Origin of the sequence: Streptomyces thermolilacinus SPC6 (genome assembly GCF_000478605.2) — a bacterium.
Lineage (GTDB): Bacteria > Actinomycetota > Actinomycetes > Streptomycetales > Streptomycetaceae > Streptomyces > Streptomyces thermolilacinus.
Map to the genome: position 1 here is coordinate 3,756,083 of NZ_ASHX02000001.1, position 21,652 is coordinate 3,777,734.

The 21,652-nt window shown below is 73.6% G+C and carries 19 protein-coding genes, 1 tRNA gene and 1 pseudogene; 11 read left to right on the forward strand and 10 right to left on the reverse strand.

Going from position 1 to position 21,652, the window contains the following annotated elements; translation table 11 throughout:
* Positions 1-10: 10 nt before the first annotated feature.
* The 3 genes from J116_RS16355 to J116_RS29730 form a co-directional block, all read right to left on the reverse strand.
* Positions 11-280: a hypothetical protein gene (locus tag J116_RS16355; protein ID WP_023588150.1), complete on the reverse strand. Its 270-nt coding sequence runs from the start codon at positions 278-280 to the stop codon at positions 11-13.
* Positions 281-407: 127 nt separating this feature from the next.
* Positions 408-480, reverse strand: a tRNA-Arg gene (locus tag J116_RS16360).
* Between the two features lie 155 nt (positions 481-635).
* On the reverse strand, positions 636-836 hold the full coding sequence (locus tag J116_RS29730; RefSeq protein ID WP_139140490.1) for a hypothetical protein: 201 nt from the start codon (positions 834-836) through the stop codon (positions 636-638).
* A gap of 161 nt (positions 837-997) precedes the next feature.
* On the opposite strand from J116_RS29730, the gene J116_RS16365 reads away from it, so the two are divergent.
* On the forward strand, positions 998-2,656 hold the full coding sequence (locus tag J116_RS16365; protein ID WP_023588151.1) for a class I adenylate-forming enzyme family protein: 1,659 nt from the start codon (positions 998-1,000) through the stop codon (positions 2,654-2,656).
* A gap of 133 nt (positions 2,657-2,789) precedes the next feature.
* Here the strand turns inward: J116_RS16365 and J116_RS16370 are convergent, their stop codons facing one another.
* Positions 2,790-4,100, reverse strand: a complete 1,311-nt coding sequence (locus J116_RS16370; protein WP_023588152.1) for a M6 family metalloprotease domain-containing protein — start codon at positions 4,098-4,100, stop codon at positions 2,790-2,792.
* Positions 4,101-4,454: 354 nt separating this feature from the next.
* Between J116_RS16370 and J116_RS16375 the strand changes: the two genes are divergently transcribed.
* Together J116_RS16375 and J116_RS16380 are read left to right on the forward strand one after the other, a co-directional pair.
* Entirely contained in the window at positions 4,455-5,204 is a 750-nt protein-coding gene (locus tag J116_RS16375) for a TetR/AcrR family transcriptional regulator (protein ID WP_394331508.1), read from the forward strand.
* 261 nt (positions 5,205-5,465) lie between these two features.
* Positions 5,466-7,001, forward strand: a complete 1,536-nt coding sequence (locus J116_RS16380; RefSeq protein ID WP_023588154.1) for an MFS transporter — start codon at positions 5,466-5,468, stop codon at positions 6,999-7,001.
* A gap of 46 nt (positions 7,002-7,047) precedes the next feature.
* Here J116_RS16380 and J116_RS16385 read toward each other — a convergent pair whose 3' ends face one another.
* Entirely contained in the window at positions 7,048-7,584 is a 537-nt protein-coding gene (locus J116_RS16385) for a MarR family winged helix-turn-helix transcriptional regulator (RefSeq protein WP_023588155.1), read from the reverse strand.
* Positions 7,585-7,694: 110 nt separating this feature from the next.
* Here J116_RS16385 and J116_RS16390 point away from each other — a divergent pair, with 110 nt between their 5' ends.
* Positions 7,695-8,483: a dioxygenase family protein gene (locus J116_RS16390; RefSeq protein ID WP_023588156.1), complete on the forward strand. Its 789-nt coding sequence runs from the start codon at positions 7,695-7,697 to the stop codon at positions 8,481-8,483.
* Positions 8,484-8,508: 25 nt separating this feature from the next.
* On the opposite strand, the gene J116_RS16395 is transcribed toward J116_RS16390, so the two are convergent.
* Positions 8,509-9,579, reverse strand: a complete 1,071-nt coding sequence (locus J116_RS16395; protein ID WP_023588157.1) for a questin oxidase family protein — start codon at positions 9,577-9,579, stop codon at positions 8,509-8,511.
* Between the two features lie 544 nt (positions 9,580-10,123).
* On the opposite strand from J116_RS16395, the gene J116_RS16400 reads away from it, so the two are divergent.
* The 6 genes and pseudogenes from J116_RS16400 to J116_RS16425 all read left to right on the forward strand — a co-directional run bounded on the left by J116_RS16400 (position 10,124) and on the right by J116_RS16425 (position 16,946).
* Positions 10,124-11,122: a sigma-70 family RNA polymerase sigma factor gene (locus J116_RS16400; protein ID WP_023588158.1), complete on the forward strand. Its 999-nt coding sequence runs from the start codon at positions 10,124-10,126 to the stop codon at positions 11,120-11,122.
* Positions 11,123-11,513: 391 nt separating this feature from the next.
* Complete coding sequence (locus J116_RS16405; RefSeq protein ID WP_023588159.1) at positions 11,514-12,275, forward strand: DeoR/GlpR family DNA-binding transcription regulator; 762 nt, start codon at positions 11,514-11,516, stop codon at positions 12,273-12,275.
* On the forward strand, positions 12,272-13,219 hold the full coding sequence (pfkB, locus tag J116_RS16410) for a 1-phosphofructokinase (RefSeq protein WP_023588160.1): 948 nt from the start codon (positions 12,272-12,274) through the stop codon (positions 13,217-13,219). Before J116_RS16405 ends, pfkB begins: the two co-directional genes overlap by 4 nt.
* On the forward strand, positions 13,216-15,264 hold the full coding sequence (locus J116_RS16415) for a PTS fructose transporter subunit IIABC (RefSeq protein ID WP_023588161.1): 2,049 nt from the start codon (positions 13,216-13,218) through the stop codon (positions 15,262-15,264). The genes pfkB and J116_RS16415 overlap by 4 nt, the downstream gene beginning before the upstream one ends.
* Positions 15,265-15,394: 130 nt before the next feature.
* Positions 15,395-15,961 (forward strand): annotated as a pseudogene (locus J116_RS16420) (PadR family transcriptional regulator); the annotation flags it as partial.
* A gap of 79 nt (positions 15,962-16,040) precedes the next feature.
* On the forward strand, positions 16,041-16,946 hold the full coding sequence (locus J116_RS16425) for an SGNH/GDSL hydrolase family protein (RefSeq protein WP_023588163.1): 906 nt from the start codon (positions 16,041-16,043) through the stop codon (positions 16,944-16,946).
* A 124-nt stretch (positions 16,947-17,070) separates the two neighbouring features.
* Here J116_RS16425 and J116_RS16430 read toward each other — a convergent pair whose 3' ends face one another.
* The 3 genes from J116_RS16430 to J116_RS16440 all read right to left on the reverse strand — a co-directional run bounded on the left by J116_RS16430 (position 17,071) and on the right by J116_RS16440 (position 20,563).
* Complete coding sequence (locus J116_RS16430; RefSeq protein ID WP_023588164.1) at positions 17,071-17,850, reverse strand: DUF6227 family protein; 780 nt, start codon at positions 17,848-17,850, stop codon at positions 17,071-17,073.
* A gap of 181 nt (positions 17,851-18,031) precedes the next feature.
* Positions 18,032-19,135 (reverse strand): P1 family peptidase, encoded by a 1,104-nt coding sequence (locus tag J116_RS16435; protein ID WP_028964135.1) that lies wholly within the window; start codon positions 19,133-19,135, stop codon positions 18,032-18,034.
* Positions 19,136-19,321: 186 nt separating this feature from the next.
* Positions 19,322-20,563, reverse strand: coding sequence for a low temperature requirement protein A (locus tag J116_RS16440; protein WP_023588166.1), 1,242 nt, complete (start codon positions 20,561-20,563; stop codon positions 19,322-19,324).
* Between the two features lie 95 nt (positions 20,564-20,658).
* Here J116_RS16440 and J116_RS16445 point away from each other — a divergent pair, with 95 nt between their 5' ends.
* Complete coding sequence (locus J116_RS16445; protein WP_023588167.1) at positions 20,659-20,868, forward strand: hypothetical protein; 210 nt, start codon at positions 20,659-20,661, stop codon at positions 20,866-20,868.
* Between the two features lie 210 nt (positions 20,869-21,078).
* Here J116_RS16445 and mscL read toward each other — a convergent pair whose 3' ends face one another.
* Positions 21,079-21,570, reverse strand: coding sequence for a large conductance mechanosensitive channel protein MscL (gene mscL, locus J116_RS16450; RefSeq protein ID WP_023588168.1), 492 nt, complete (start codon positions 21,568-21,570; stop codon positions 21,079-21,081).
* Positions 21,571-21,652 lie beyond the last annotated feature (82 nt).

Sequence of the window (21,652 nt, forward strand, 5' to 3'; positions counted from 1 at the left end):
TTTGCCCTGTTCACGACATCGCTCGGCGTTCCTTCAACTCAGCAAGCCAAGTCCGTACCTGTTCGTCGTCGTGCAGGTAGCCGCCGCTCTCGCCCGCGGGGAGATCGACTCCGTAGAGGAGGTTCAGCGCCCACCAGGACAGGTCGTCCCAGGCGATCCCGTCCTCCATCACCCACCTTGCCGCCCAGCAGTCGGCCTCGTCCCGGGACAGCCGACCCGCGACAAGCTCAACGAAGCGATCTTCGATCTCATCAAGAGTTGGCCGGCCGCTGGCATCCATGCCCTGACCGTACAGGCAGGGCAAACGTCGCTTGATGCGGCACTAGTGGCACGCGTGTGGCACGGCCCCGGACACGACGAAGGGCCAGCCCGGGAGGAAACCCCTCCTGAGCTGGCCCTTCTGTCTGTGCCCCCGGCAGGATTCGAACCTGCGACACCCGCTTTAGGAGAGCGGTGCTCTATCCCCTGAGCTACGGAGGCGGGGCGCGTGGACGCCCTGGTCGGAGGGCTGACGGGCGGAGGGTCGGGAGCTCGGGTCCCGAGGTTGCGCCAGACGGCCGACTGACCGGTGACAGCGTAGCGGATGGGGATTGCCGGGGGTGTGCCGATGGCCCCATTGGGCGCGCGGGTGGTGGTCAGAGCCGGGTGATCGCGCGGGTGATCGCCGCGACCAGGGCGAGGACCGCCAGTGCGGCGACGACGAAGGCCACGTCGGCCATCGCTGCTCCCAGGGGGGTGAACGGAATCGGGGCCCTACGAGAAAAACCGCTCGCCGCCCCCGCGTCCGCGCCCTTGACGGGGTCCTTACGCCGCCGTGCTCGGCCTTGACGCGACATTGACGCTGCCCGCTGCCCTCGCCGGTGGGGTCGCCCCGCATCCGTCTCGTCGCCTTCCCCGGCGCCGCCCCCTGCCGTCCTCGCCTCGCCGCCCGCCCCTCGCGTCTCCGGGGTGTGCCACCCCCGCTCGGTGTCCATGGACGTCCGGTACCGTCCCCCGGGTGTCGTACGTCGAGAGTCCGTCGCGGGCCGAGGCCCTGCTGACCTCGCCCGGGGCGCCGTTCGCCGTCGTGCCCGGCGAGGACGGGCGGCTGGAGTACGCCTCCGGCCCCCGCACGCTGCGAGAGTTCGCCGAGGCCACCTGGGCGTTCGGCGACGCGCCGTTCCTGGTCGGCGAGGACGGCGCCGCGTACACGTACCAGGAGTTCCTCCGCGCCGCCTGCGGGCTCGCGCGGCGCCTGGCCGACGTGTACGGGCTGCGCCCCGGTGACCGGGCCGTCATCGCGGGGCGGAACCACCCCGAGTGGCAGGTGGCGTTCTGGGCGGCGCAGCTCGCCGGGCTGGTCGCCGTGCCGCTGAACGCCTGGTGGACGGCGGACGAGTGCGCGTACGCCCTGGACGACTGCGCGCCGGGCGCGCTGCTCGTGGACGACGAGCGGGCGTCGCTGCTGGGCGGCTGGGCCGCGCGGAACGGCGTACCGTGCCTCGACTTCCGGGAGGCCACCCACGGCGACGGCGACGATGTGGCGCCGCCCGCTGTGGACGTGCTGCCCGACGACGACGCGACCATCCTCTACACCTCCGGCACCACCGGCCACCCCAAGGGCGCCGTCGCCACTCACCGCGCGCAGGTCGCCGCCGCGATCAACCCCCGCTACCAGGCCGCGGCGGCCGCCCTGGACCGCGGCGCCCTGCCGGGTACGGGGCGGGCGCCGGTCTCGCTGACCACGTTCCCGTTCTTCCACGCCGCCGCGTTCACCTCCGTGTACGCCGTCATGGCGGTCGGCGGCACGCTCGTCATGATGCGCAAGTGGGACGCCGCCAAGGCCCTCGACCTCATCGACCTGCACCGCGTCACCCACTACGCGGGCGTGCCCACCACCGCCCTTCAGCTGCTCGACGCGGCCGCCGGGCAGCGGCTGGCCACCCTCACGAACCTGAACACCGGCGGCGCCCCCGCCCCGCCCGCACTGGTGCGCCGCCTTGCCGAGGCGTACGGCGACCGGATCGAGCCGCGCAACGGCTACGGGCTGACCGAGACCTGCGGCGGAGTCCTCGCCCACTACGGCGAGGCGTACCGCCGACGGCCCGACAGCGTGGGCCGCCCCACGCCGGTCACCGAGACGCGCGTCGCCGGGCCCGACGGGCGGCCGCTGCCCGACGGGGAGACCGGTGAACTGCTGCTGCGCGGTCAGAGCCTCGTGCGCGGCTACTGGCGCGACCCGGAGGCGACGGCGGCGGCGTTCACGGCGGACGGCTGGTTCCGGACCGGCGACCTCGCCGTGGTGCGGGAGGACGGGCGGGTGAGCGTCGTGGACCGCATCAAGGACGTCGTGATCCGGGGCGGCGAGAACGTGTACTGCGTCGAGGTCGAGGCAGCCCTGTACGGGCATCCCGCCATTGCCGAGGCCGCCGTGCTGGGTGTCCCGCACCCCGTCCTGGGCGAGGAGGTCGCCGCGGTGGTACGGCTCCGGGGCGGGCCCGGCGCGGTCACGGCCGAGGAGCTGCGGGCGCACGTCGCGCGGGGCCTCGCCGCGTACAAGGTGCCCGCGCACGTCGTCGTACGGGACGTGCCGCTGCCCCGGAACGCGGGCGGGAAGGTCCTGAAGGACGAGCTGCGGCGGTCCTACGCGCGCGTAGGCGAGGGCGAAGGGGTATAGGGCGCTCCGAGGCGAGCCGGAGAGGCGCAGAGCAGCGGCCCCGGGGCGGTGCGGGGACGACGGCGGGCAGGCGGCAGCGGTCCGCCGCGCGCCTCAGCGGCGCCTCACCCGTACGCGGTCCCCATGCGCCGCCTCAGCCGCGTGTCACCCGCACCCGGTACGCCCCGTTCCGCTCGCGGGAGAGGACTGTCACGGTCACCCCGGCCGCCCCGTCATGAAACGTTTCGCCTGGGCCGTACGGCGCGTCCGACAGTTCCGCGTGCACGTTGGGGCGACGCGTGCAGCCCCCGCTGTCACGGTCGCCGTCCTCGACGGTCACGGGTCCCTGGCCCGTGTCCACGTCGGCCCGCACCCGGTAGACCAGCACGCCCGGGTCGCACACCGCCTCGTCGTTGCCCTCGCGGGTGCGGACCTCCATCGCGTACCCGGCCAGCTCGCCCAGCGGCACCACCGCCAGTTTCACGCCCTTCCCTGGCCGGGCCAGCGGCGTGAGCGTGTACTCGCGGGTGCCGCGCTTCGCCGCGCAGCGGACCTGGTCCGCGTCGAGCCACCCCAGCTTCCACTTGTGCCAGCCCAGCAGGTCGTTGTTGGCCCCCCAGTCCTCGGACATGATGTCCCAGTGGCCGACCGCCGCCCCGCCCTCGGCGGTGTACAGGTCGGGCAGGCCGAAGACGTGGCCGTTCTCGTGCGGCAGCACCCGGTAGCCGGTCTCGTGGAACGACCCGGAGCCGTCGTCCTGGCGGCTGTACACGAACGACGTGTTCGACAGCGTCACGCCGTCCGCGCTGGGCGCCTCGCCGTTCCCGGAGAACGTGACGGACAGGACCGTGTCCAGCGCCGAGGGGCCCGCGTTCGGCGTGACCAGGACGTTGACCAGGTCGTACGCGCTGAAGTCGACGCGTTCGTCGGCCGCCTCCACGATGTGCTCGACCAGCTGCCGGTACCCCGGCTCGTACGGCGCGCCGCGGTCGATGCCGTACGCGGGGAACGGCAGCGGCATCCGCAGCCAGTCCGGCACGGGTGCGTAGGGCATGTATCGCAGCCGCCCGTACGAGCTGACGCGGAACCAGTCGGCGGTCTGCGGGAAGAACTCCGCGAACCGGCGCATCGCGGGGCCCTCGCCCGGCGCGTCCGGGAAGTCGATCATCAGGTTGAGGGCGCGGACCACGCCCGTGGAGCTGGCGTAGCCGGGCGGGGTGGGGATGCCCTCGGACATCTGCACGCCGCTCTCCGCCCGGATGCGGCAGGCGGCGAGGCTTGCCGTGTCGGCCGACTCGGCGAGCGCCCGCGTGGCCGGGTCGGTCGCCGCCGGGCCCCCCGTGACGGGGACGGGGCCGTGGAGTGTGGCGCTCGCCGTGGCGAGGGCGGCCACGGCCAGCGCCGTGACGGTTCCGATCGCGGCCGTCCTGCGTATTCGCCGTCGCCGGCTGGTCGGCTGCTGCATGGCCAACAGCCTGTTCCGGCGGGTGCGGGGGCGCTCGCCGGGTGGCCCGATCGTGGGAACGCTCACGGTGAGTGACGGAGGTCACATCTAGCTGGGAACAAACGGGGAGGTGGTCCCCGTTTGGGAGGGTGACATCGGTAAGCGGGGAGCAGCTCCCCGGTTGCCGGTGGCTTTCCCTTCCGGTACGAGCCTTCGGGTGCGAGAGAGGAGTCGGCTGTGACCGCCATGACCACCACCTCGGGTGCGGGCGCCTCCGTCGCCGCGGGTGCCGCGGCCCCGGCGCGACGCGTCGCGTCCGGTGCGTCGCCCGCGTCCGGCGTGTACGCCACGTCCGATGTGTCCGCCGCGTGGGGTGTGCCGACCGCCTCCGGCGCGTGCGCGGCCTCCGGCTCGTCGGGCGCGTCCGGCGGTTCCGGTACGGGCCGGGCCGGGCGGCCTCGCGCGGACGCGCTGCGCAACCGGGAGCGGATCGTCGCGGCCGCGCGCGAGATGCTCGTCGAGTCCGGGGCCGACGCCCCGCTGGACGAGATAGCCCGCCGCGCCGGAGTGGGCAACGCCACCGTGTACCGGCACTTCCCGGACCGTACGACGCTCGTCCACGAGGTCGTCGTCTCGGTCATGGCGCGCATAGCCGACAGCGCCGAGCGGGCCGCCGCCGAGGAGCCGGAGCCGTTCGCCGCGGTCCGCCGCTTCACGCACGAGGCGGCCGACGAGCGGATAGGCGCCCTCTGCCCCATGCTGTCCGGCGTCTTCGAGCCCGACGAGCCGTGCATCGCCGCCGCGCGCGACCGGCTGGAGACGGCGGTGCTGGGGCTGTTCGAGCGGGCCCAGAAGGCGGGGAGGATGCGCTCCGATGTCGCCGTCGGGGATCTGCTGGTGGCCCTGTCCCAGCTGACCAGGCCGCTGCCCGGCATCGCCTGCCCGGTCAACGACCAGTTCGTCCACCGCCACCTCCAGCTGCTGCTGGACGGCCTGGAGGCCCCCGGCCGCTCGGAGCTGCCCGGCGCGCCCGCGACCCTGGAGGGCCTCCGGCGGCCCGCCGCCCCGGAAAGCCACGAGGACCACGAGGACCACGAAGGCCCCGAGCAGCAGAGCCGCCTCTGACCGACGCGACCCCGACGCCTCCTGACGCCTCCCGACGCCGAGTCCGGGTGGCCGTACCCGCCACAGCCCGTGAAGCAGCCGCCTTCCGGCTGCCCGGCTTCCCGGGCTCCTCGAACGTCCCCGGCTTCGAACGCCTCGCTTTCCCTGGACGCTCCGACCCCCCGTGCCCCTCGAACGCTCCGCGCTTCTGCCTCTCGCACTCCTTGACGCCCTGAGGTTCTTCCCCGGGCGCTCCTGACGACCCATTAGGTGGCCACACCCATGTCGAAAATCCCTGAACCGGCGGCCGCGGCGCTGCCCGACCCGCGGCGCTGGAGAGCACTCGTCTTCATCGCCCTCGCACAGCTGATGGTGGTGCTCGACGCGACCATCGTGAACATCGCGCTGCCCTCCGCCCAGCAGGACCTGGGCATATCCGACGGCAACCGCCAGTGGGTCATCACCGCGTACGCCCTGGCCTTCGGCGGGCTGCTGCTGTTCGGCGGGCGAATAGCCGACCTGTGGGGCCGCAAGCGGACGTTCGTCGTCGGCCTGATCGGCTTCGCCGCCGCGTCCGTGCTGGGCGGCGCGGCGACCGGTGAGGCGATGCTGCTCGGCTCCCGCGCGCTGCAGGGCGTGTTCGGCGCGCTCCTGGCGCCCGCCGCGCTGTCGCTGCTCGCCGTGATGTTCACCGAGGGCCGCGAGCGGGCCAAGGCGTTCGGCATCTACGGCGCCATCGCGGGCGGCGGCGGCGCGGTCGGCCTGATCCTGGGCGGTTTTCTCACCGAGTACCTGGACTGGCGCTGGACGTTCTACGTCAACGTCCCGTTCGCCGTGGTGGCCGCCGTCGGCGCGTACTTCGTGATCCGCGAGCCCGCCGGGACCCGCAACCGCTCGCCGCTCGACGTCCCCGGCGTCGTCCTGTCCACGCTGGGCCTGGTCGCTCTCGTGTACGGCTTCACGCGCGCGGAGACGTACGGCTGGACCGAGGACTGGACGATCATCGTGTTCGCCGCGTCCGTGGTGCTGCTGGGCTCGTTCGTCGCCGTCGAGTCGGTGATGAGGCACCCGCTGCTGCCGCTGCGCGTCCTGGCCGACCGCAACCGCGCGGGCGTGTACCTCTCCCTGGGGCTCGCGGTCATCGCGATGTTCGGCCTCTTCCTCTTCCTCACCTACTACCTCCAGGTGGTGAAGGGCTTCTCGCCGCTCAAGACCGGCTTCGCGTTCCTGCCGATGGTGGTCGGCATGATCACCGGCTCCACGCAGATCGGAGCGCGGCTGATGACCCGCGTCCCGCCGCGCCTGCTGATGGGCCCCGGCTTCCTGTCGGCCTCCGTCGGCATGCTGCTGCTGACCCAGCTGGAGATCGACTCCTCGTACGTGGGTCTGATCCTGCCCGCGCAGCTGCTGCTGGGCCTCGGCATGGGTACGGCGTTCATGCCGGCGATGTCCCTGGCGACGCACGGCGTGCAGGCGCGTGACGCGGGGGTGGCGTCCGCGATGGTGAACACCTCGCAGCAGGTCGGCGGCGCCATCGGGACGGCCCTGCTGAACACGATCGCCGCCTCCGCGACCACCGCGTACGTCACCTCGCACGCCGCGTCGGCGACCACTCCGGAGGCGCTGCGGCTGGTGCAGCTCCAGGCCATGGTGGAGGGCTACACGTCGGCCATCTGGTGGGCGGTCGGCATCCTCGCCGTCGCCGCCTCCATCGCGGTGGCGATGGTCGACACCGGCCGCCCGAACGCCGCTCCGGGCGGCGCGGTGAAGGACGGCGCGCCCGACGACGAGGTCCCGGTGCCGGTCCTGGCCCACTGACCCCGGCTCGGCACCCCCGACGTTCGCCCGCCCTGGTTCCGCTGCCTCAGCGGAGCCAGGGCAGGTCCGCGTTCGGGTCCGATGGCTCCAGCGCGTCGGCCACCACGCGCATGATCGCGCCGAGCTGATCGACCTGCTCGGGCGTGAGCCGGTCGAACATGGCCTGCCGTACGGCCTCGACGTGGCCGGGCGCGCTGTGGCGCAGCACCTCGAAACCCTCGTCCGTCAGGTACGCGTTCTGGCCGCGCTTGTCGGAAGGGCAGTCTTCGCGGCGCACCCAGCCGTTCTTCTCCAGGCGCGCGATGGCGTGGGAGAGCCGGGAGCGGGTGATCTTGGCGCCCTTCGCCAGCTCCGTCATCCGCATCCGGCGGCGGGGCGCCTGGGAGAGCTGGACGAGCAGTCCGTAGTAGATGTGCGGCATCCCCGCGTCCCGCTGGAGCTGCCGGTCGAGGTGGTCCTCCAGGAGCATGGTGGCGTGGAGGTACGACCGCCAGACGCGCTGCTCGCGGTCGGTGAGCCAGCGCGGCTCCGTCGGTGAGCCCGACCCGGGTGCGCCATCGCCGTCGATGGATGCGGTGTTCATGTATCCACTCTACTTCTTCTTGAAGATTCAACTAAGCGGCGCTACCGTGGTACCCGAGACAAGCTTGAAGGTTCAAGCTTGAGCCTCCTGCGACGCTAAGAGGACCCGCCATGACCGACACCGCCACCGCGGAGCGGATGCCCGCCCTGTACCTCTCCCATGGCGCCCCGCCGCTCGCCGATGATCCCGTGTGGCCCGGCCAGCTCGCCGCGTGGGCGGCCGACCTGCCCCGGCCGAAGGCGATCCTCATGGTGTCGGCCCACTGGGAGGAGGCCCCGCTCGCACTCGGCGCCACCCGGACCGTGCCGCTCGTCTACGACTTCTGGGGCTTCCCCGAGCACTACTACCGCGTCCGCTACCAGGCCCCCGGCGCACCGGCGCTCGCGGAGGCGGTCCGCAAGCTGCTGCGCGCCCCCGGTACGCCCGTACAGGACATCCCGGACCGGGGCCTCGATCACGGGGCGTACGTGCCGCTCGTCGAGATGTTCCCGGACGCCGACATCCCGGTCCTCCAGGTGTCCCTGCCGACCCTCGACCCGGCCAGGCTGATGGAGCTCGGACGCAGGCTGGCTCCCCTGCGCGACGAGGGCGTTCTGATCGTCGGCAGTGGCTTCTTCACCCACAACCTGGCCGCGCTGCGGCAGGGCGGCATCCCCGCGTGGTCGGCCGAGTTCGACGAGTGGGGCCGTCGCGCCCTGGCCGAGCGGGACGTGGACGGCCTGCTGGACTTCCTGCACAAGGCACCCGCCGGGCGGCTCGCCCATCCGCGTACCGAGCACTTCGCCCCGCTGTTCGTGACGCTCGGCGCGGCGGACGCGGCGGGCGAGCTCGACATGGGCCGCAGCGTCATCGACGGCTTCTGGATGGGCCTGGCGAAGCGTTCCGTCCAGTTCGGCTGACCGGCCGCACCTCAACCCTCACAGGTCAGCCGTCCGACGATCCGATCAGCTCCACGGCCCGCACGGCGGCGCCCAGCGCCGCCGGGTCGCCCACGTCGAGGGCGGTGTCGGCGAACTTGATGGCGTGGTCGTCGCCGTGCGCGGCGGCCCGCCCGAACACGTCCTCGGCCGTCAGGGCGCTCGTCTCGTACGACGTGTCGTACGACGTGGGGCCCGACGGCGTGTACGCGGCCGTGACCGCCGCGCTCGCCGCCCACGCCGCGCCGACGCTGGGCGCCCACAGCTCGCGGGGCAGCGCGGGCAGCGTACGCAGTACGGCGTTGGGCGCCGTCGCGGCGTGGACCAGCATGACGGGCTCGCCGTGCGCGTGCGTGGCGTACCGGTGCGTGGCGGCGGTGACGAGTTCGGTGAGGCGCACGCGCGCGGTGTCCGGGTCCACGCCGTCGGCGCCCCACCGCGGCAGGGCGGTCAGCTGCGCCAGCCGGTGCCGGATGCCCGCGGACTGGTCGGGAACCGCCGGTACGGCGTCCAGGGCGGCCGCGGCGGTGGGCGCGGCGTCCAGGGCGGTGAGCGGTGGCAGCGGCTGGTGGCGGGCGGCCCAGTAGCCGAGGGCGTGCGCCAGCTCGGTGACGCGCGGGGCGGTCTCCCCGGTGGTCAGCAGCGTCCGTACGGAGTGCCCGACGCGGATCACCGGGTGGGTGGCGCCCCCCGCGATGCCGGGCAGCAGCCGGGGCCACCACTCGGCGAGCACGTCACGCCAGGGGCGCTCGGCGGTCTCCCGCTCGAAGTGCCGGGCCCAGTCCGTGATGCGGGCCGGGTCGCCCAGCGCCTCACGCCAGTTCTCGGGCGTCACGCGCGCGTAGGGGGCGGGCAGGTCCTCCAGCTTGGCCCGGTACGCGTCGATCCACCGGTGGACGCTCGCCGCGTGACCGTGCCGTACGAGTGCCTCGACCGCCATCGGCGCGTGGTTGCTGAGCCACCCCTGCCGCTCGGGCCCCGAGGCGTGCAGCCGCTCCAGCGCCTCGTCGAGCACCCCGGTCCTGTCAGGCGCCTCGTCGAGCTCCCCGGTCCTGTCAGCCGTCTCGATGTCGTCCATGCACCGGACCCTAGGCACCTCCGTACGTCGCCGTAACCGCCCGGAGGCCCAACACGGCCGCGCCCCCGGACCTACTCCTCCGGCCCCAGGCGGCCCAGGACTCACCCCGTCCCGGATGCTGCGGCGGAAGATTGGGTCTCGCGCCGGAACATTCCGGGCGGTCGGCCCGTTGATCCGAGCAACCACGAAAGTGCTGGAGCGGTCCTTCCAGCCGAAGCCCCCAGGCGTTCACGTGGAATCGCGGGGCGACCACGAGGGGCGGGGCCGATCGGGGACGGGGGTAACCGTGACGCATGTGACGGCAGTCTCACACGCGGACGCCATACGGCTCCACGAAGGCCGACGAGGCGGTCACCGACCCGCTCCGACCTGCGTTTCTGCCCTCACGATCAGCGGGCACCCCGCCCTTCGGGCCGCACAGGGTACTGCATGATCCGCGAAATCGATGGGCGGCATGGGAATTCTGTCCGGATTCCACTCGTTGTTTCCGTCGGATGCAGGGCACCCGGAAGGGTGTCGCGACCTACTCAGTAAGGGAGCTCGCATGGCAACCCGTGCCGTCGCCCGTCCGGAGTCCGCCAGCACCGGGACCGATCGGGCCAACAGCGTTCGCGCCGTGGGCGGGGAGATCGCCGACCGCGACCTGGTCGGCATGTACCTCGACGAGATCGCGCGCACGCCGCTGCTCGACGCCGCCAAGGAAGTCGAGCTGTCCCAGATCATCGAAGCCGGTGTCTACGCCCAGCAGATCCTGGACGGAGAGGTGGAGACCGAGGCCGGTGGCGCGACCCGCGAGGAGCTGGAGCGCCTGGTCGCCGAGGGCGAGCGCGCGAAGGACGTCTTCATCCGTTCCAACCTGCGCCTGGTGGTCGCCGTGGCCCGGCGCTACCCGCGCAGCGGGCTGCCCCTGCTGGACCTGATCCAGGAGGGCAACGCGGGCCTGGTGCGCGCCGTGGAGAAGTTCGACTACACGAAGGGCTTCAAGTTCTCGACGTACGCGACGTGGTGGATCCGCCAAGCCATCACGCGGTCCATCGCGGACCAGTCGCGCACGATCCGGCTCCCCGTCCACCTGGTGGAGGAGCTGGGCCGCATCCGCCGTGTGCAGCGCGAGTTCAACCGCGAGCACGGCCGCGACCCGGAGCCCGCCGAGATCGCCGCCGACCTGGGGTCCACGCCGGAGCGCGTCACCGACGTACTCGACTGGGCCCGCGACCCGGTGTCGCTGAACATGTCCGTGGACGACGCCGGTGAGACCCAGTTCGGTGACCTTCTGGAGGACACGTCGGCGGTGTCGCCCGAGCAGTCGGTGCTCACCCTGCTGCGCAGCGAGGAGCTGGACGACCTGATCGACCGCCTCGACCACCGCACGGCGTCCATCATCCGGATGCGGTACGGCATCGAGGACGGCCGGGAGCGGACGCTCACGGAGGTCGGCAAGGAGCACGGCCTGACCCGCGAGCGCATCCGCCAGATCGAGAAGCACGCCCTGCTGGAGCTGAAGCGCATGGCCCGCGACACGGGCTTCGACGCGGCGGCGTGAGGCCGAAGGGCCGAGGCCGGAAGGCCCGGGAGCCTGCAGGTTTCAAGGTCCCGGAAGGCCCGAGGTCCCGAAGGCCCTGACGGCCCCGGGTGCGAGCCACGCGGCTCGTGGCCCCCACAAACCCACCGTCCCGCCCGGATTCCCCCCAGGGGCGGGACGGTGGCCAGACCCGCAGCCCCCCGCCTCCCCCCCCCCGGCGAGGGGCTGCGGCCTGCGCGCCCCGGTCCTTGCCGCCCGGGACCCGCCCGCGCACCCTCGGGCGCTGCGGCCCTGGGGTGCCCGTATGCCCGTTCATGCCCGTTTCTCTGCCCGAACCTGTTTACTTCGGCCCTCCCGGTCCGTACGGTGGAGAAGGAACCGCAGGTCCGGCCATGAACGGATGTAAACGGACATGTACGCACCGGAGCGCCAGCAAGCGATCCTCCGCCTCGCTCGCGAGAGCGGACGCGTGGACGTGCTCTCCCTCGCCGACGAGTTCCAGGTCACCGCCGAGACGATCCGGCGCGACCTGAAGGCCCTCGACCGGGCCGGCCTCGTCCGCCGCGTCCACGGCGGCGCCATCCCCGCCGGTCGCCTCGACTTCGAACCGGACCTCGCGGAGCGCGAGTCCACCGCCGCCGATGAGAAGGACCGCATCGCGCGGGCAGCCCTCGCCGAACTGCCCGAGGACGGCAGCGTCATCCTCGACGCGGGCTCCACGGTCGGACGGATCGCCGCCGTGATCCCCCCGGACCGCTCGCTCACCGTCGTCACCCACGCGCTCACCACCGCCGCCCGCCTCGCCGACCACCCCGGGATCGCCCTCCACCTCGTCGGCGGCCGTGTCCGGCACCGCACCCGCGCCGCCGTGGACGCCTGGGCGCTCCGCTCGTACGAGGAGATCCGCGCGGACGTCGTGTTCGTAGGGGCCAACGGCTTCTCCCTCGCCCACGGCCTCACCACCCCCGACCTCGCGGAAGCCGCCGTGAAACGGGCCGTCGTCGCCGCCGCGCGCCGAGTCGTCCTCCTCGCGGACTCCGCCAAGCACGGACAGGACCACTTCGCCCGCTTCGGCGACCTCACCGACATCGACCTGCTCATCACCGACACGGGCCTCAGCCCCCAGGACGCGGCCGCCATCGAGGCCGCGGGAACGGAAGTCGTACGCGCATGATCCTCACCGTCACCCCCAACCCCTCCCTGGACCGGACCTACGACGTACCGGCCCTGGAGCGGGGCGAGGTGCTGCGGGCGACCGGCGAGCGCACCGACCCGGGCGGCAAGGGCGTCAACGTGTCGCGGGCCCTCACGGCGGCCGGACACGACACCCTCGCCGTCGTCCCGCTCGGCGGCGCCGCAGGAGCGCTCGTCGCGGAACTGCTCGCCGGGCAGGGTATCGACATCGCCCCCGTCCCCATCGGCGGCCACACCCGCTCCAACATCGCCGTCGCCGAGCCGGACGGCATCCTCACCAAGGTCAACGCGCCGGGCCCGAAGCTCACGCCCGGCGAGTCCGAGGCGCTCCTCGCGGCCGTCGGCGCCCACGCCGCCGGCGCGGACTGGGTCGCCTGCTGCGGCAGCCTCCCGCAGGGCCTCGCCCCCACCTGGTACGCCGACCTCGTCACCCGCGCGCACGGCCACGGCTCCCGTACCGCGCTCGACACGTCCGGGCCGTCCCTGCTGGTCGCCCTGCGCGGCCGGCCCGACGTGGTGAAGCCCAACGCGCGGGAGCTCGCCGAGGCGGTCGGCCGGCCCCTGTCCACCGTGGGCGACGCCGTGAAGGCCGCCGAGGAGTTGCGGGCCGCGGGCGCCGGAGCCGTACTGGCCAGCCTCGGCGCGGACGGCCAGCTCCTGGTCGCCGCGGACGGCGTCTGGTACGGCAACGCACCCGTGACCGCCGTCCGCAGCGACGTGGGCGCGGGCGACGCGTCCCTGTCCGGGTTCCTCGCGGCGGGAGGCGAGGGGCCGACCGCCCTGGCCGCCGCCGTCGCACACGGTGCCGCCGCCGTACAGCTGCCCGGCAGCCAGATGCCGACCCCCGCCCACCTGGACCCGTCAGTGGTCACCGTGACCACCGACATCCCCCTCGACCGCGCGCTCGGCGGATGTGCCCGGTGAGCGACATGATCACGGCGGACCTGGTCGATCTGGACCTGGCCGCGCAGACGAAGCAGGAAGCGGCCCGCTCGCTCGCCGCGCGCATGGTGGCCCTTGGCCGCGTCACCGACCTGGACGGCTTCCTCGCCGATGTCGCGGCGCGCGAGGCGCAGATGCCGACCGGCCTCGACGGCGGCATCGGCATCCCGCACTGCCGCAGCGCGCATGTCACGGAGCCGACCCTGGCGTTCGGCCGGGCGGCCCACGGCATCGACTTCGGCGCGGCGGACGGCCCGGCCGACCTGGTGTTCCTGATCGCCGCCCCAGAAGGCGCCGACGACGCGCACCTGACGATCCTGTCGTCCCTGGCGCGCAGCCTGATGGACCCGGAGTTCACGGCCGCGCTGCGGGCCACGGCCTCGGCGGCGGAGGCGGCGGCCCTGCTGCGCGGCGAGGAACCACCAGCGGAGGCGGGAGCGGCAGACCCGGACCAGGCGCCCGGTCGCGGCAAGGTGAGCGAGACAGCCCCGACGGAGACAGCCGGGACGGCTCCCGCCGACGAAACCCCCGCACAACCCTTCCGCATCGTCGCGGTCACCTCCTGCCCCACCGGCATCGCCCACACCTACATGGCCGCGGAGGCGCTGGAGCAGGCGGGGCGCGACGCCGGCGTCGAGGTCAGCGTCGAGACGCAGGGCTCGGCCGGGTTCCTCCGGCTCGACCCGGCCCTCATCGCCGCCGCCGATGGCGTGATCCTCGCCCATGACATCGCCGTACGGGAGAAGGAACGGTTCGCGGGGAAGCCGACCGTGGACGTCGGCGTGAAGGCGGGCGTCAACCGGGCGGCCGAGCTGATCGCGGAGGTACGGGAGAAGGCAGCGCGCGGCGAGACCACCGCACCGGCGGGCGCCGTCGCCGCCCCCGGCACCGCCGCGCCGGTGGACCGGGAGGGCGCCCCCGGCGAGGGCTACGGCGCCCGGCTCCGCGCCTGGCTGATGTCCGGCGTCAGCTACATGGTCCCGTTCGTCGCCGCGGGCGGTCTGCTCATCGCCCTGGGCTTCGCGATCGGCGGCTGGGACATCGACAAGGCCCCGTCCGTCGCCGAGCACTTCGCGTGGGGCCGGGCGGACAGCTGGGCGGCGCTGATGTTCCAGACCGGCGGCCTGGCGTTCGGGTTCCTGGTCCCGGTCCTGGCGGGCTACATCGCGTACGGGATGGCGGACCGGCCCGGCCTGGTGCCCGGCTTCGTGGGCGGCGCGGTGGCGTTGACCATCGATGCGGGCTTCCTCGGCGGTCTGGCGGCCGGTCTGCTGGCGGGCGCGGTGGTGCGGGGCGTCCAACGGCTCAGGGTGCCGTCCGTGCTGCGCGGCATCATGCCGGTCGTGGTCATCCCGCTCGTCGCGTCGGCGGTGGTCGGCTTCCTGATGTTCCTGGTGGTCGGCAAACCGATCGCCGCGCTGCAAGGGGCGCTCACCGACTGGCTGTCCGGGCTGGGCGGCGCCAACGCCGTGCTGCTCGGCGCGCTCCTGGGCCTGATGATGTGCTTCGACCTGGGCGGCCCGGTCAACAAGGTGGCGTACGCCTTCGCCGTGGGCGGCCTGACCACGCCGAACGAGGGTTCCTTGAAGGTCATGGCCGCCGTGATGGCCGCCGGTATGGTGCCGCCGCTGGCGATGGCGCTGGCCACGACCGTGCGGGGCCGCCTGTTCACCCGGGCCGAGCGCGAGAACGGCAAGGCGGCGTGGGTGCTGGGCGCGTCGTTCATCTCGGAGGGCGCGATCCCGTTCGCGGCGGCCGACCCGCTGCGGGTCATCCCGTCGGCGATGGCGGGCGGCGCGGTCACGGGGGCGCTGTCGATGGCGTTCGAGGCGACGCTGCGGGCCCCGCACGGCGGTGTCTTCGTGGTGCCGCTGATCGGCAACCCGTTCCCGTACCTCGCGGCCGTCCTCGCCGGGACGGTCGTGAGCGCGGCCCTGGTCATCGCCCTCAAGTCCGCCCGCAAGCGCCCCCGGGCCGACGGTGAACCGGCCCCCTCCACGGAGCACGAGGCGCCCGCCCCCGCCTGACCCACTGCCCCGCCCGCCGCCCAAGCCCTTCCCCTGCGGGCCGCGGCCCTGCATACTCCCCTCATATTCATCAATATGACTAATCATGTCTATGGCTGGTCGTGTCCCATTCCGGGGGAGGGGAGAGCCGATGGCTCTGCGGCATGCCGTGCTCGCGGCGCTGCTCGACGAGGAACTCAGCGGCTACCAGCTGGCCAAGGCGTTCGGCCTGGGCGTGGCGAACTTCTGGCACGCCCAGCCGCAGCAGCTGTACGCCGAGCTGGCCAGGCTGGAGAAGGACGGACTGGTCACGGGCCGCGAGGTGGTCCAGGAGAACCGGCCCAACAAGCGCCTGTTCAAGGTCACCGACGCGGGCCTCGGAGAGCTGGAGGCGTTCGCGGCGGCCTCCGCCAAGCCGTCGTTCATCCGCGACGACCTGCTCGTCAAGGTCCATGCCGCCGACCACGTCGATACGGACACCCTGATCGCGCAGCTCACCGAACGCGCCGACTTCGCCCGCGCCAAGGCCGAACTGCTCGGCAAGCTGCTGCGCTCCCTGCGCGGGGAGGGGCGCGACGAGGACGAGTACCTGCGGCACGGCGAGCGGATCGGCCCGTACCTGACGTGTCTGCGCGGCCTCGCCTTCGAGGAGGGCAACCGGGACTGGTGCGAACGCACCGCCCAAGTACTCCGCGAGCGCCAGAAGCGGCAGGCGCAGCACGGGCAGCAGGAGCACCAGAAGCGTCCACAGCAGGAGCGTCAGCAGCAGCGCGGAGCGCGGGAGAGGCGGGACGTCCATGCCCGGCGTTGAGTCCCGAGACGACAGCGGGCCCCGAGAGGACGAGCCCCCGCACGGCCGCCACCCCCACCGGTACGCGCGGTACGTGGCGCTGGGCGACAGCCAGACCGAGGGCCTCGGGGACGGCGACGACCTGACCGGCCTGCGCGGCTGGGCGGACCGGTTCGCCGACCACCTCGTACGGCACAGCCCCGGCCTGCGGTACGCGAACCTCGCCGTACGCGGCAGGCTCGCCCATCAGGTCCGCGCCGAGCAACTGGCGCCCGCCCTGGCCCTACGGCCCGACCTGGTCACCGTGGTGGCCGGGATGAACGACCTGCTGCGGCCCCGGTTCGACGCCGACGAGGTCGCCGGGCACCTGGAGGTCATGTTCGCGGCGCTCACGGCGGGCGGCGCCCGGGTCGCCACGCTGACGTTCCCGGACCTGACGCGGATCATCCCGGTCGCCCGCCCGCTAAGCGCCCGCGTCCCCGCCCTGAACGCGCGGATCAGGCAGGCCGCCTCCCGCCACGGCGTCACCGTCGTGGAGACGGTCCACCACCCGGTCGTCACCGACCCCCGCCTGTGGACCCCGGACCGGCTGCACGCCTCGCCGCTCGGCCACCAGCGGATCGCCGACGCCATGGCGCACGCCCTGGGCCTGCCCGGCAGCGACGACGCCTGGACGCGCGCCCTCCCGCCACCGGACACCCAGGCCCCCGGTACCCGGCAGGCGGCCATCGCGGAACTCCGCTGGGCGGCGACCTACCTGGGCCCGTGGCTGGCCCGCAGACTCCGGCGCCGCTCCTCGGGCGACACCCGCACCGCCAAGCGCCCCCGGCTCACACCCGTGCACCCCCCGTCACGGCCCCCCACGGCCCAGCCGGACCGGGATACGCCACACCCCGCGAAGGAACCCACCTAGGCCCCCGAGGGCGTCCTCCCGCACCCCGTGCCGCCGCCCGCGCCCGTAGACGCCGAGCCGACCCGCCCGTACGGCCCGGGCCCGCACCGAGAGCCGCCCGGCCTCCGTGCGGGTCCGCGCGCGCTCACCGGGTCCGCGCCGCGCGTACCTCCATCGCCGCCCGGGCCGTGTGCTCGTCCTCGTACACCTCGCACATGTGCCGGCCGTCCGGCGTCGCCGTGTGCTCGACCTCCCACACGCTCATCTCCGTCCCGTCCATCAGCAGGAACGCGTGCTCGTACAGCGAGAAACCGGCGTCCCGGCCGCCCGCCACTCCGCACTGCCGTCCGAACACCTGCTGGATGTGGTGCGCGAACGCGCCGCGCAGCCGGGCGGCGACGGCCTCGCCCGGCCGGTCGGCGTTCTCCGCGCGGCGCAGCACCCGGCGCGCGTGGTCCGCCGAGTTCTCCAGCACGTACCGGCGCGGCGCCGGCGTGAACGGCCGCACGAGCAGCGCGCTCAGCAGCTCCAGATCCGCGTCCAGGTCGTCGTCCAGCGGATCGGCCCGCCCCACGGTGCAGGGCTGGCCGAACGTCGCCGACAGCCGCGCCGCGGCGAGCCGCACCTCCGCCTCGTCCGCGTACAGCTCGTGGTGGTCCCGGCCGTCCGGGCCCGTGTGGTGCACCAGCTCCCACAGCGTCAGCGACTCGCCGTCAGCCAGCAGGTACGTGTGCCGGTAGGTCGCCCGGTGCAGGGCCGGGCTGTGGTGCGACGAGTGCAGCGCACTCGCGTGAGCCAGCGCGGAACGCAGCCGCTCGACCAGGGCATCGGGCAGGTCGAAGGAGTTGAGCGCCCGCCCCAGGAGCCGCTCGACATGCAGCTCCGTGGTCTCGTACGGATCGTTCCGATCGATCGGATCGTTCAAGGTGGGTCTCCAGGCCGTCGCCGCGTGTTACTCGATGCTTGCTCAAGGTAGTGCCTCGGTACGACAACGCGACCGGCTTCCGGAAAACGAAGGGCGCGCGAGGCTAGTTCCCGCGCGCCCCCTGCCGGAGGGGTCAACGCCCCGCTCCATGCGCTTTGTTCACGCCGTCCAGGCCGTTTGCTCAGCCGTCACCCGAGGGCGCGCCCGGCTCGGACGGTGTTCCGTACAGAGCCCGGTATGACGGGAAGTCGCCACCTGGGCCCTTCAGCGGCCGCGCGGCCAGCACGGCCCGTACGATCGAGCGCGCCACGACATCCGCGGCCGCCTCCAGCACGGCGTTCAGCGCGAGCGGTTCGCGCCCCCGCGTGAGCGGGCGCGCGCCGGTCGCCAGGGTGAAGACGGTGTCCCCGTCGTTCAGCAGGTGAGCGGGCCGAATGGCGCGCGCGATGCCGTCGTGCCCCGCCCCCGCGACCTTCTTGGCTTGAGCCCGCGTCAGGTCGGCGTCCGTTCCGACCACCACGAGCGTCGTGTTCATCAGCGGCGTACTGCTCCGCTCGCGCGCCTCCGCCAGTCGCAGGGCCGCCGCCGCGTGCACCTCGGGCGCCGGATACGCGGGCCGCCCCGGTGTGCCCTCCACCGCGAAGGCCGGGTCGCCGTACGCCCCGTGGAGGACGCCCGTCGATGGGTCGACCGGCGAGCCCACCGCGTTCACCACGACCAGCGCGGCCACCGTCACCCCCGAACCCTCCAGCACCGTCCCGGCCGTGCCGACCCCGCCGCGCAGCCCGCCCGCGACCGCCCCCGTACCGGCGCCCACGTTCCCGCACTCCACCGGGGCGCCCGGTTCCGACGCGGCGGCCGCCTCCACCGCGGCCCGGCCGGTCGCCGCACCGGGCCTCGCCCGCCAGTCGCCGCCCCGCCCCAGGTCGAAGAGGCACGCGGCCGGCACCACCGGCACGACCTGCCCGGCCGCCGGCCCGACCCGGACCCCGCGGCCCTGCTCCTCCAGCCGGGCCATCACGCCCCCGGCCGCGTCCAGCCCGTACGCGCTGCCGCCTGTGAGCACGAGGGCGTCGATCCGGTCCACCAGGTTGCTCGGGTCCAGCGCGTCCGTCTCCCGCGTCCCGGGACCGCCGCCCCGCACGTCCACCGCCGCAACGGCGCCGCCCTCGGGCGCGAGCACGACCGTCGTCCCGCTCAGCGCCCGCTCACCGGGCACCCGCGCGTGCCCCACCCGCAGCCCCGCCACATCCGTCAGCCCACCCATCGATGCCCTGGAATCCATCCCCCCTGCCTAGCACGCACCTCGGCCATCTGACCCGGCCTCTTCCGCACCGCGGCGCGCCGCCCGCCGCCCGCCGCCCGGCGGCGAGCCGGCGCCCCGGCCTGCCGCCCGCCGCCCGCCGCCGGTCCGGCCCGCCCAGGCCCGTCCGGGTCTCCCCTCGCAGCTCGCCGTCGGCCCGTGTGCCGCTCACCAGTGGTTCCGCTCGCCCCCCGTTCCCGCGCCGGCCGTGCGGGCCGTTCCCGCGCCGGCCGTGCGGGCCTGCATGCGTGCCGTCAGGGTCACGCCCGTGACCACCGCGGCCGCCGCCACGAGGCCGGCCGCGGGGACCGCCCAGTCGCCCGCGAAGGTGCAGAGCAGCACACCCAGTGAGGCCACGGGCAGGACGGCCTGCTGGGCGATGCCCACCTTGAAATACCGGGCGTGCAGCACCCAGACCAGCAGCAGGTACAGCGCCGACGGCAGGGTCACCGCGGCCGCCGCCGCGGTCGCCGAGATGTGGGCCTCTCCTGCCACGTGCTCCACGGCGACCTCCAGGCCCGCGCCGATCGCCGCCGCCGACGCGAAGATGAGGTAGTGCCCGTATCCCCAGACGAATCCCTCCTTGCTGGACCGCAGCCGGGCGTGGGCCGGGACGACGAAGTACACCCACCACGCGGCGAACACCAGCAGCAGCCCGCCCGTCGCGATGGGCAGCAGCTCGTCCAGCGCGTCGTTCTCCTCGACGCCCGCCTTCACCGCCACCGTCGCCGCCGCGATCGTCTCGCCCAGCACGATGATCGTGAACAGTCCGTACCGCTCCGCGATGTGGTGCGGGTGCCAGTTCGTCCTGAGCCGGCGCTCCGCCCATACGGGTACCGCCATCTCCGCGAGCGCCATCACCAGGAAAACCCACGGCCTGGCCCCCTCGGGCGTGAACAGCAGCGCGCTCCACCCGGCCTGGCAGGCCAGCACCCCGACCGCGTACCGCACCGCCGTCGTCCGTTCCGGGCCCGAAGCGTGCTGGGCGGCGCGCATCCACTGGGTGGCGAGCGCGATCCGCATCACCACGTACCCGAGCCACACCAGCAGGAAGTCGCGGTTCTCGAACGCGTCCGACACCCCGGCGGCGAGCACCAGGACCCCGGCGATCTGGAGGAGCGTCACCACCCGGTACAAGGCGTCGTCGTTGTCGTACGCCGACGCGAACCAGGTGAAGTTCATCCACGCCCACCAGATTGCGAAGAAGACCATCGCGTAGTTCAGGACGCCCTGGTCCGCGTGGCCCTCGGCGACGGCGTGCACCAGTCCGATGGCCGCCTGGGCCACCGCCACGACGAAGCACAGGTCGAAGAAGAGCTCCAGGGGTGTCGCGGCGCGGTGCTCCTGGTGGCGGTCGCGCGACACCAGCGGCCGCAGCGGCCGTGCGAGGGGTGCCGGGTCGTGTGTCATGCGTCACAGCACAACAGAGGCCGGGCGGCGGTGGCCGCTGTGACGCGCCAGTCGGCGCACGACGCGGCCCGGGCGGTGCGGCGTACGCTGAACGTATGAGTACCGCCCCCACCCCCGGACCGCGCGCTTCGGGGAACCGGCCCGAGTCCGAGAAGAAGAAGCCCGCGCTGGTCTTCGACGATCCGCTGGACCAGCAGTCCGCGGACGATACGGACCGCGGGTGGGGTGAGCGGGCTCCGAGCGGCGGCGACACGGCCGACGATTTGGCCCGCTTCCTGGACGAGAAGCCGCCGCACCACCTCTGAGCCGCCGGGTTCCGGCCTTCCGCGCTCCGAGCCGTGGAGCGCCCAGCCTGCGGCCCCCGAGCCGTGGTGAGCCCAGCCTCCGGTTCGCGAGCAGTGGGGAGCCCACCCCCGGTTCCGCGAGCCGCCGAGGGCCGCGCCTTCCGGCTCTCAGCCCCCGGCTGCCGGGCCTCGGGGTTCGGAGCCGCCCAGTGCCGCGCTTCCGGGCGTGCCTTACGGGATGCGGACGCCCGATCCCGCGGGCGTCTCGCCGCCCCGCTGCTGGACGAGCGCGTCGCGGATGTCCTTCAGCACGTCCAGTTCGGTGGTCTCCACGCTGTCCTGGCCGCCGTGCAGCGCCTTCTCCCGGGCCGCCTTGCGCGCCAGGTACTTGGCCATCGGCAGCACCATCAGGAAGTACACGACCGCGGCCGTGATCAGGAAGCTCAGCGTGGCGCTGAGGACCGAGCCCCACAGGATGGCCACACCACTGGTGACCTCGCCGTTCTGCACCACGCAGGGGCCCTTGAGGCAGGACTGGTAGCCGTCCAGGTTCTGCGTGCCGAAGGCGCCGACGAGCGGGCTGATGACACCCTTCACGATCGCGTTGACGATGTTGGTGAACGCGGCACCGATGACGACGGCCACCGCCAGATCCACCACGTTCCCCCGCATCAGGAACGCCTTGAAGCCTTCCAGCAGGCTCGTCTTGTTCTCCTGGCTCACCTAGGTGCCTTTCGTCGCGTGTGCAGTGGGCGCAGTCATTACGCCGTGCGAGGTATGGGGCCGTCCAATCGGTACACACGGA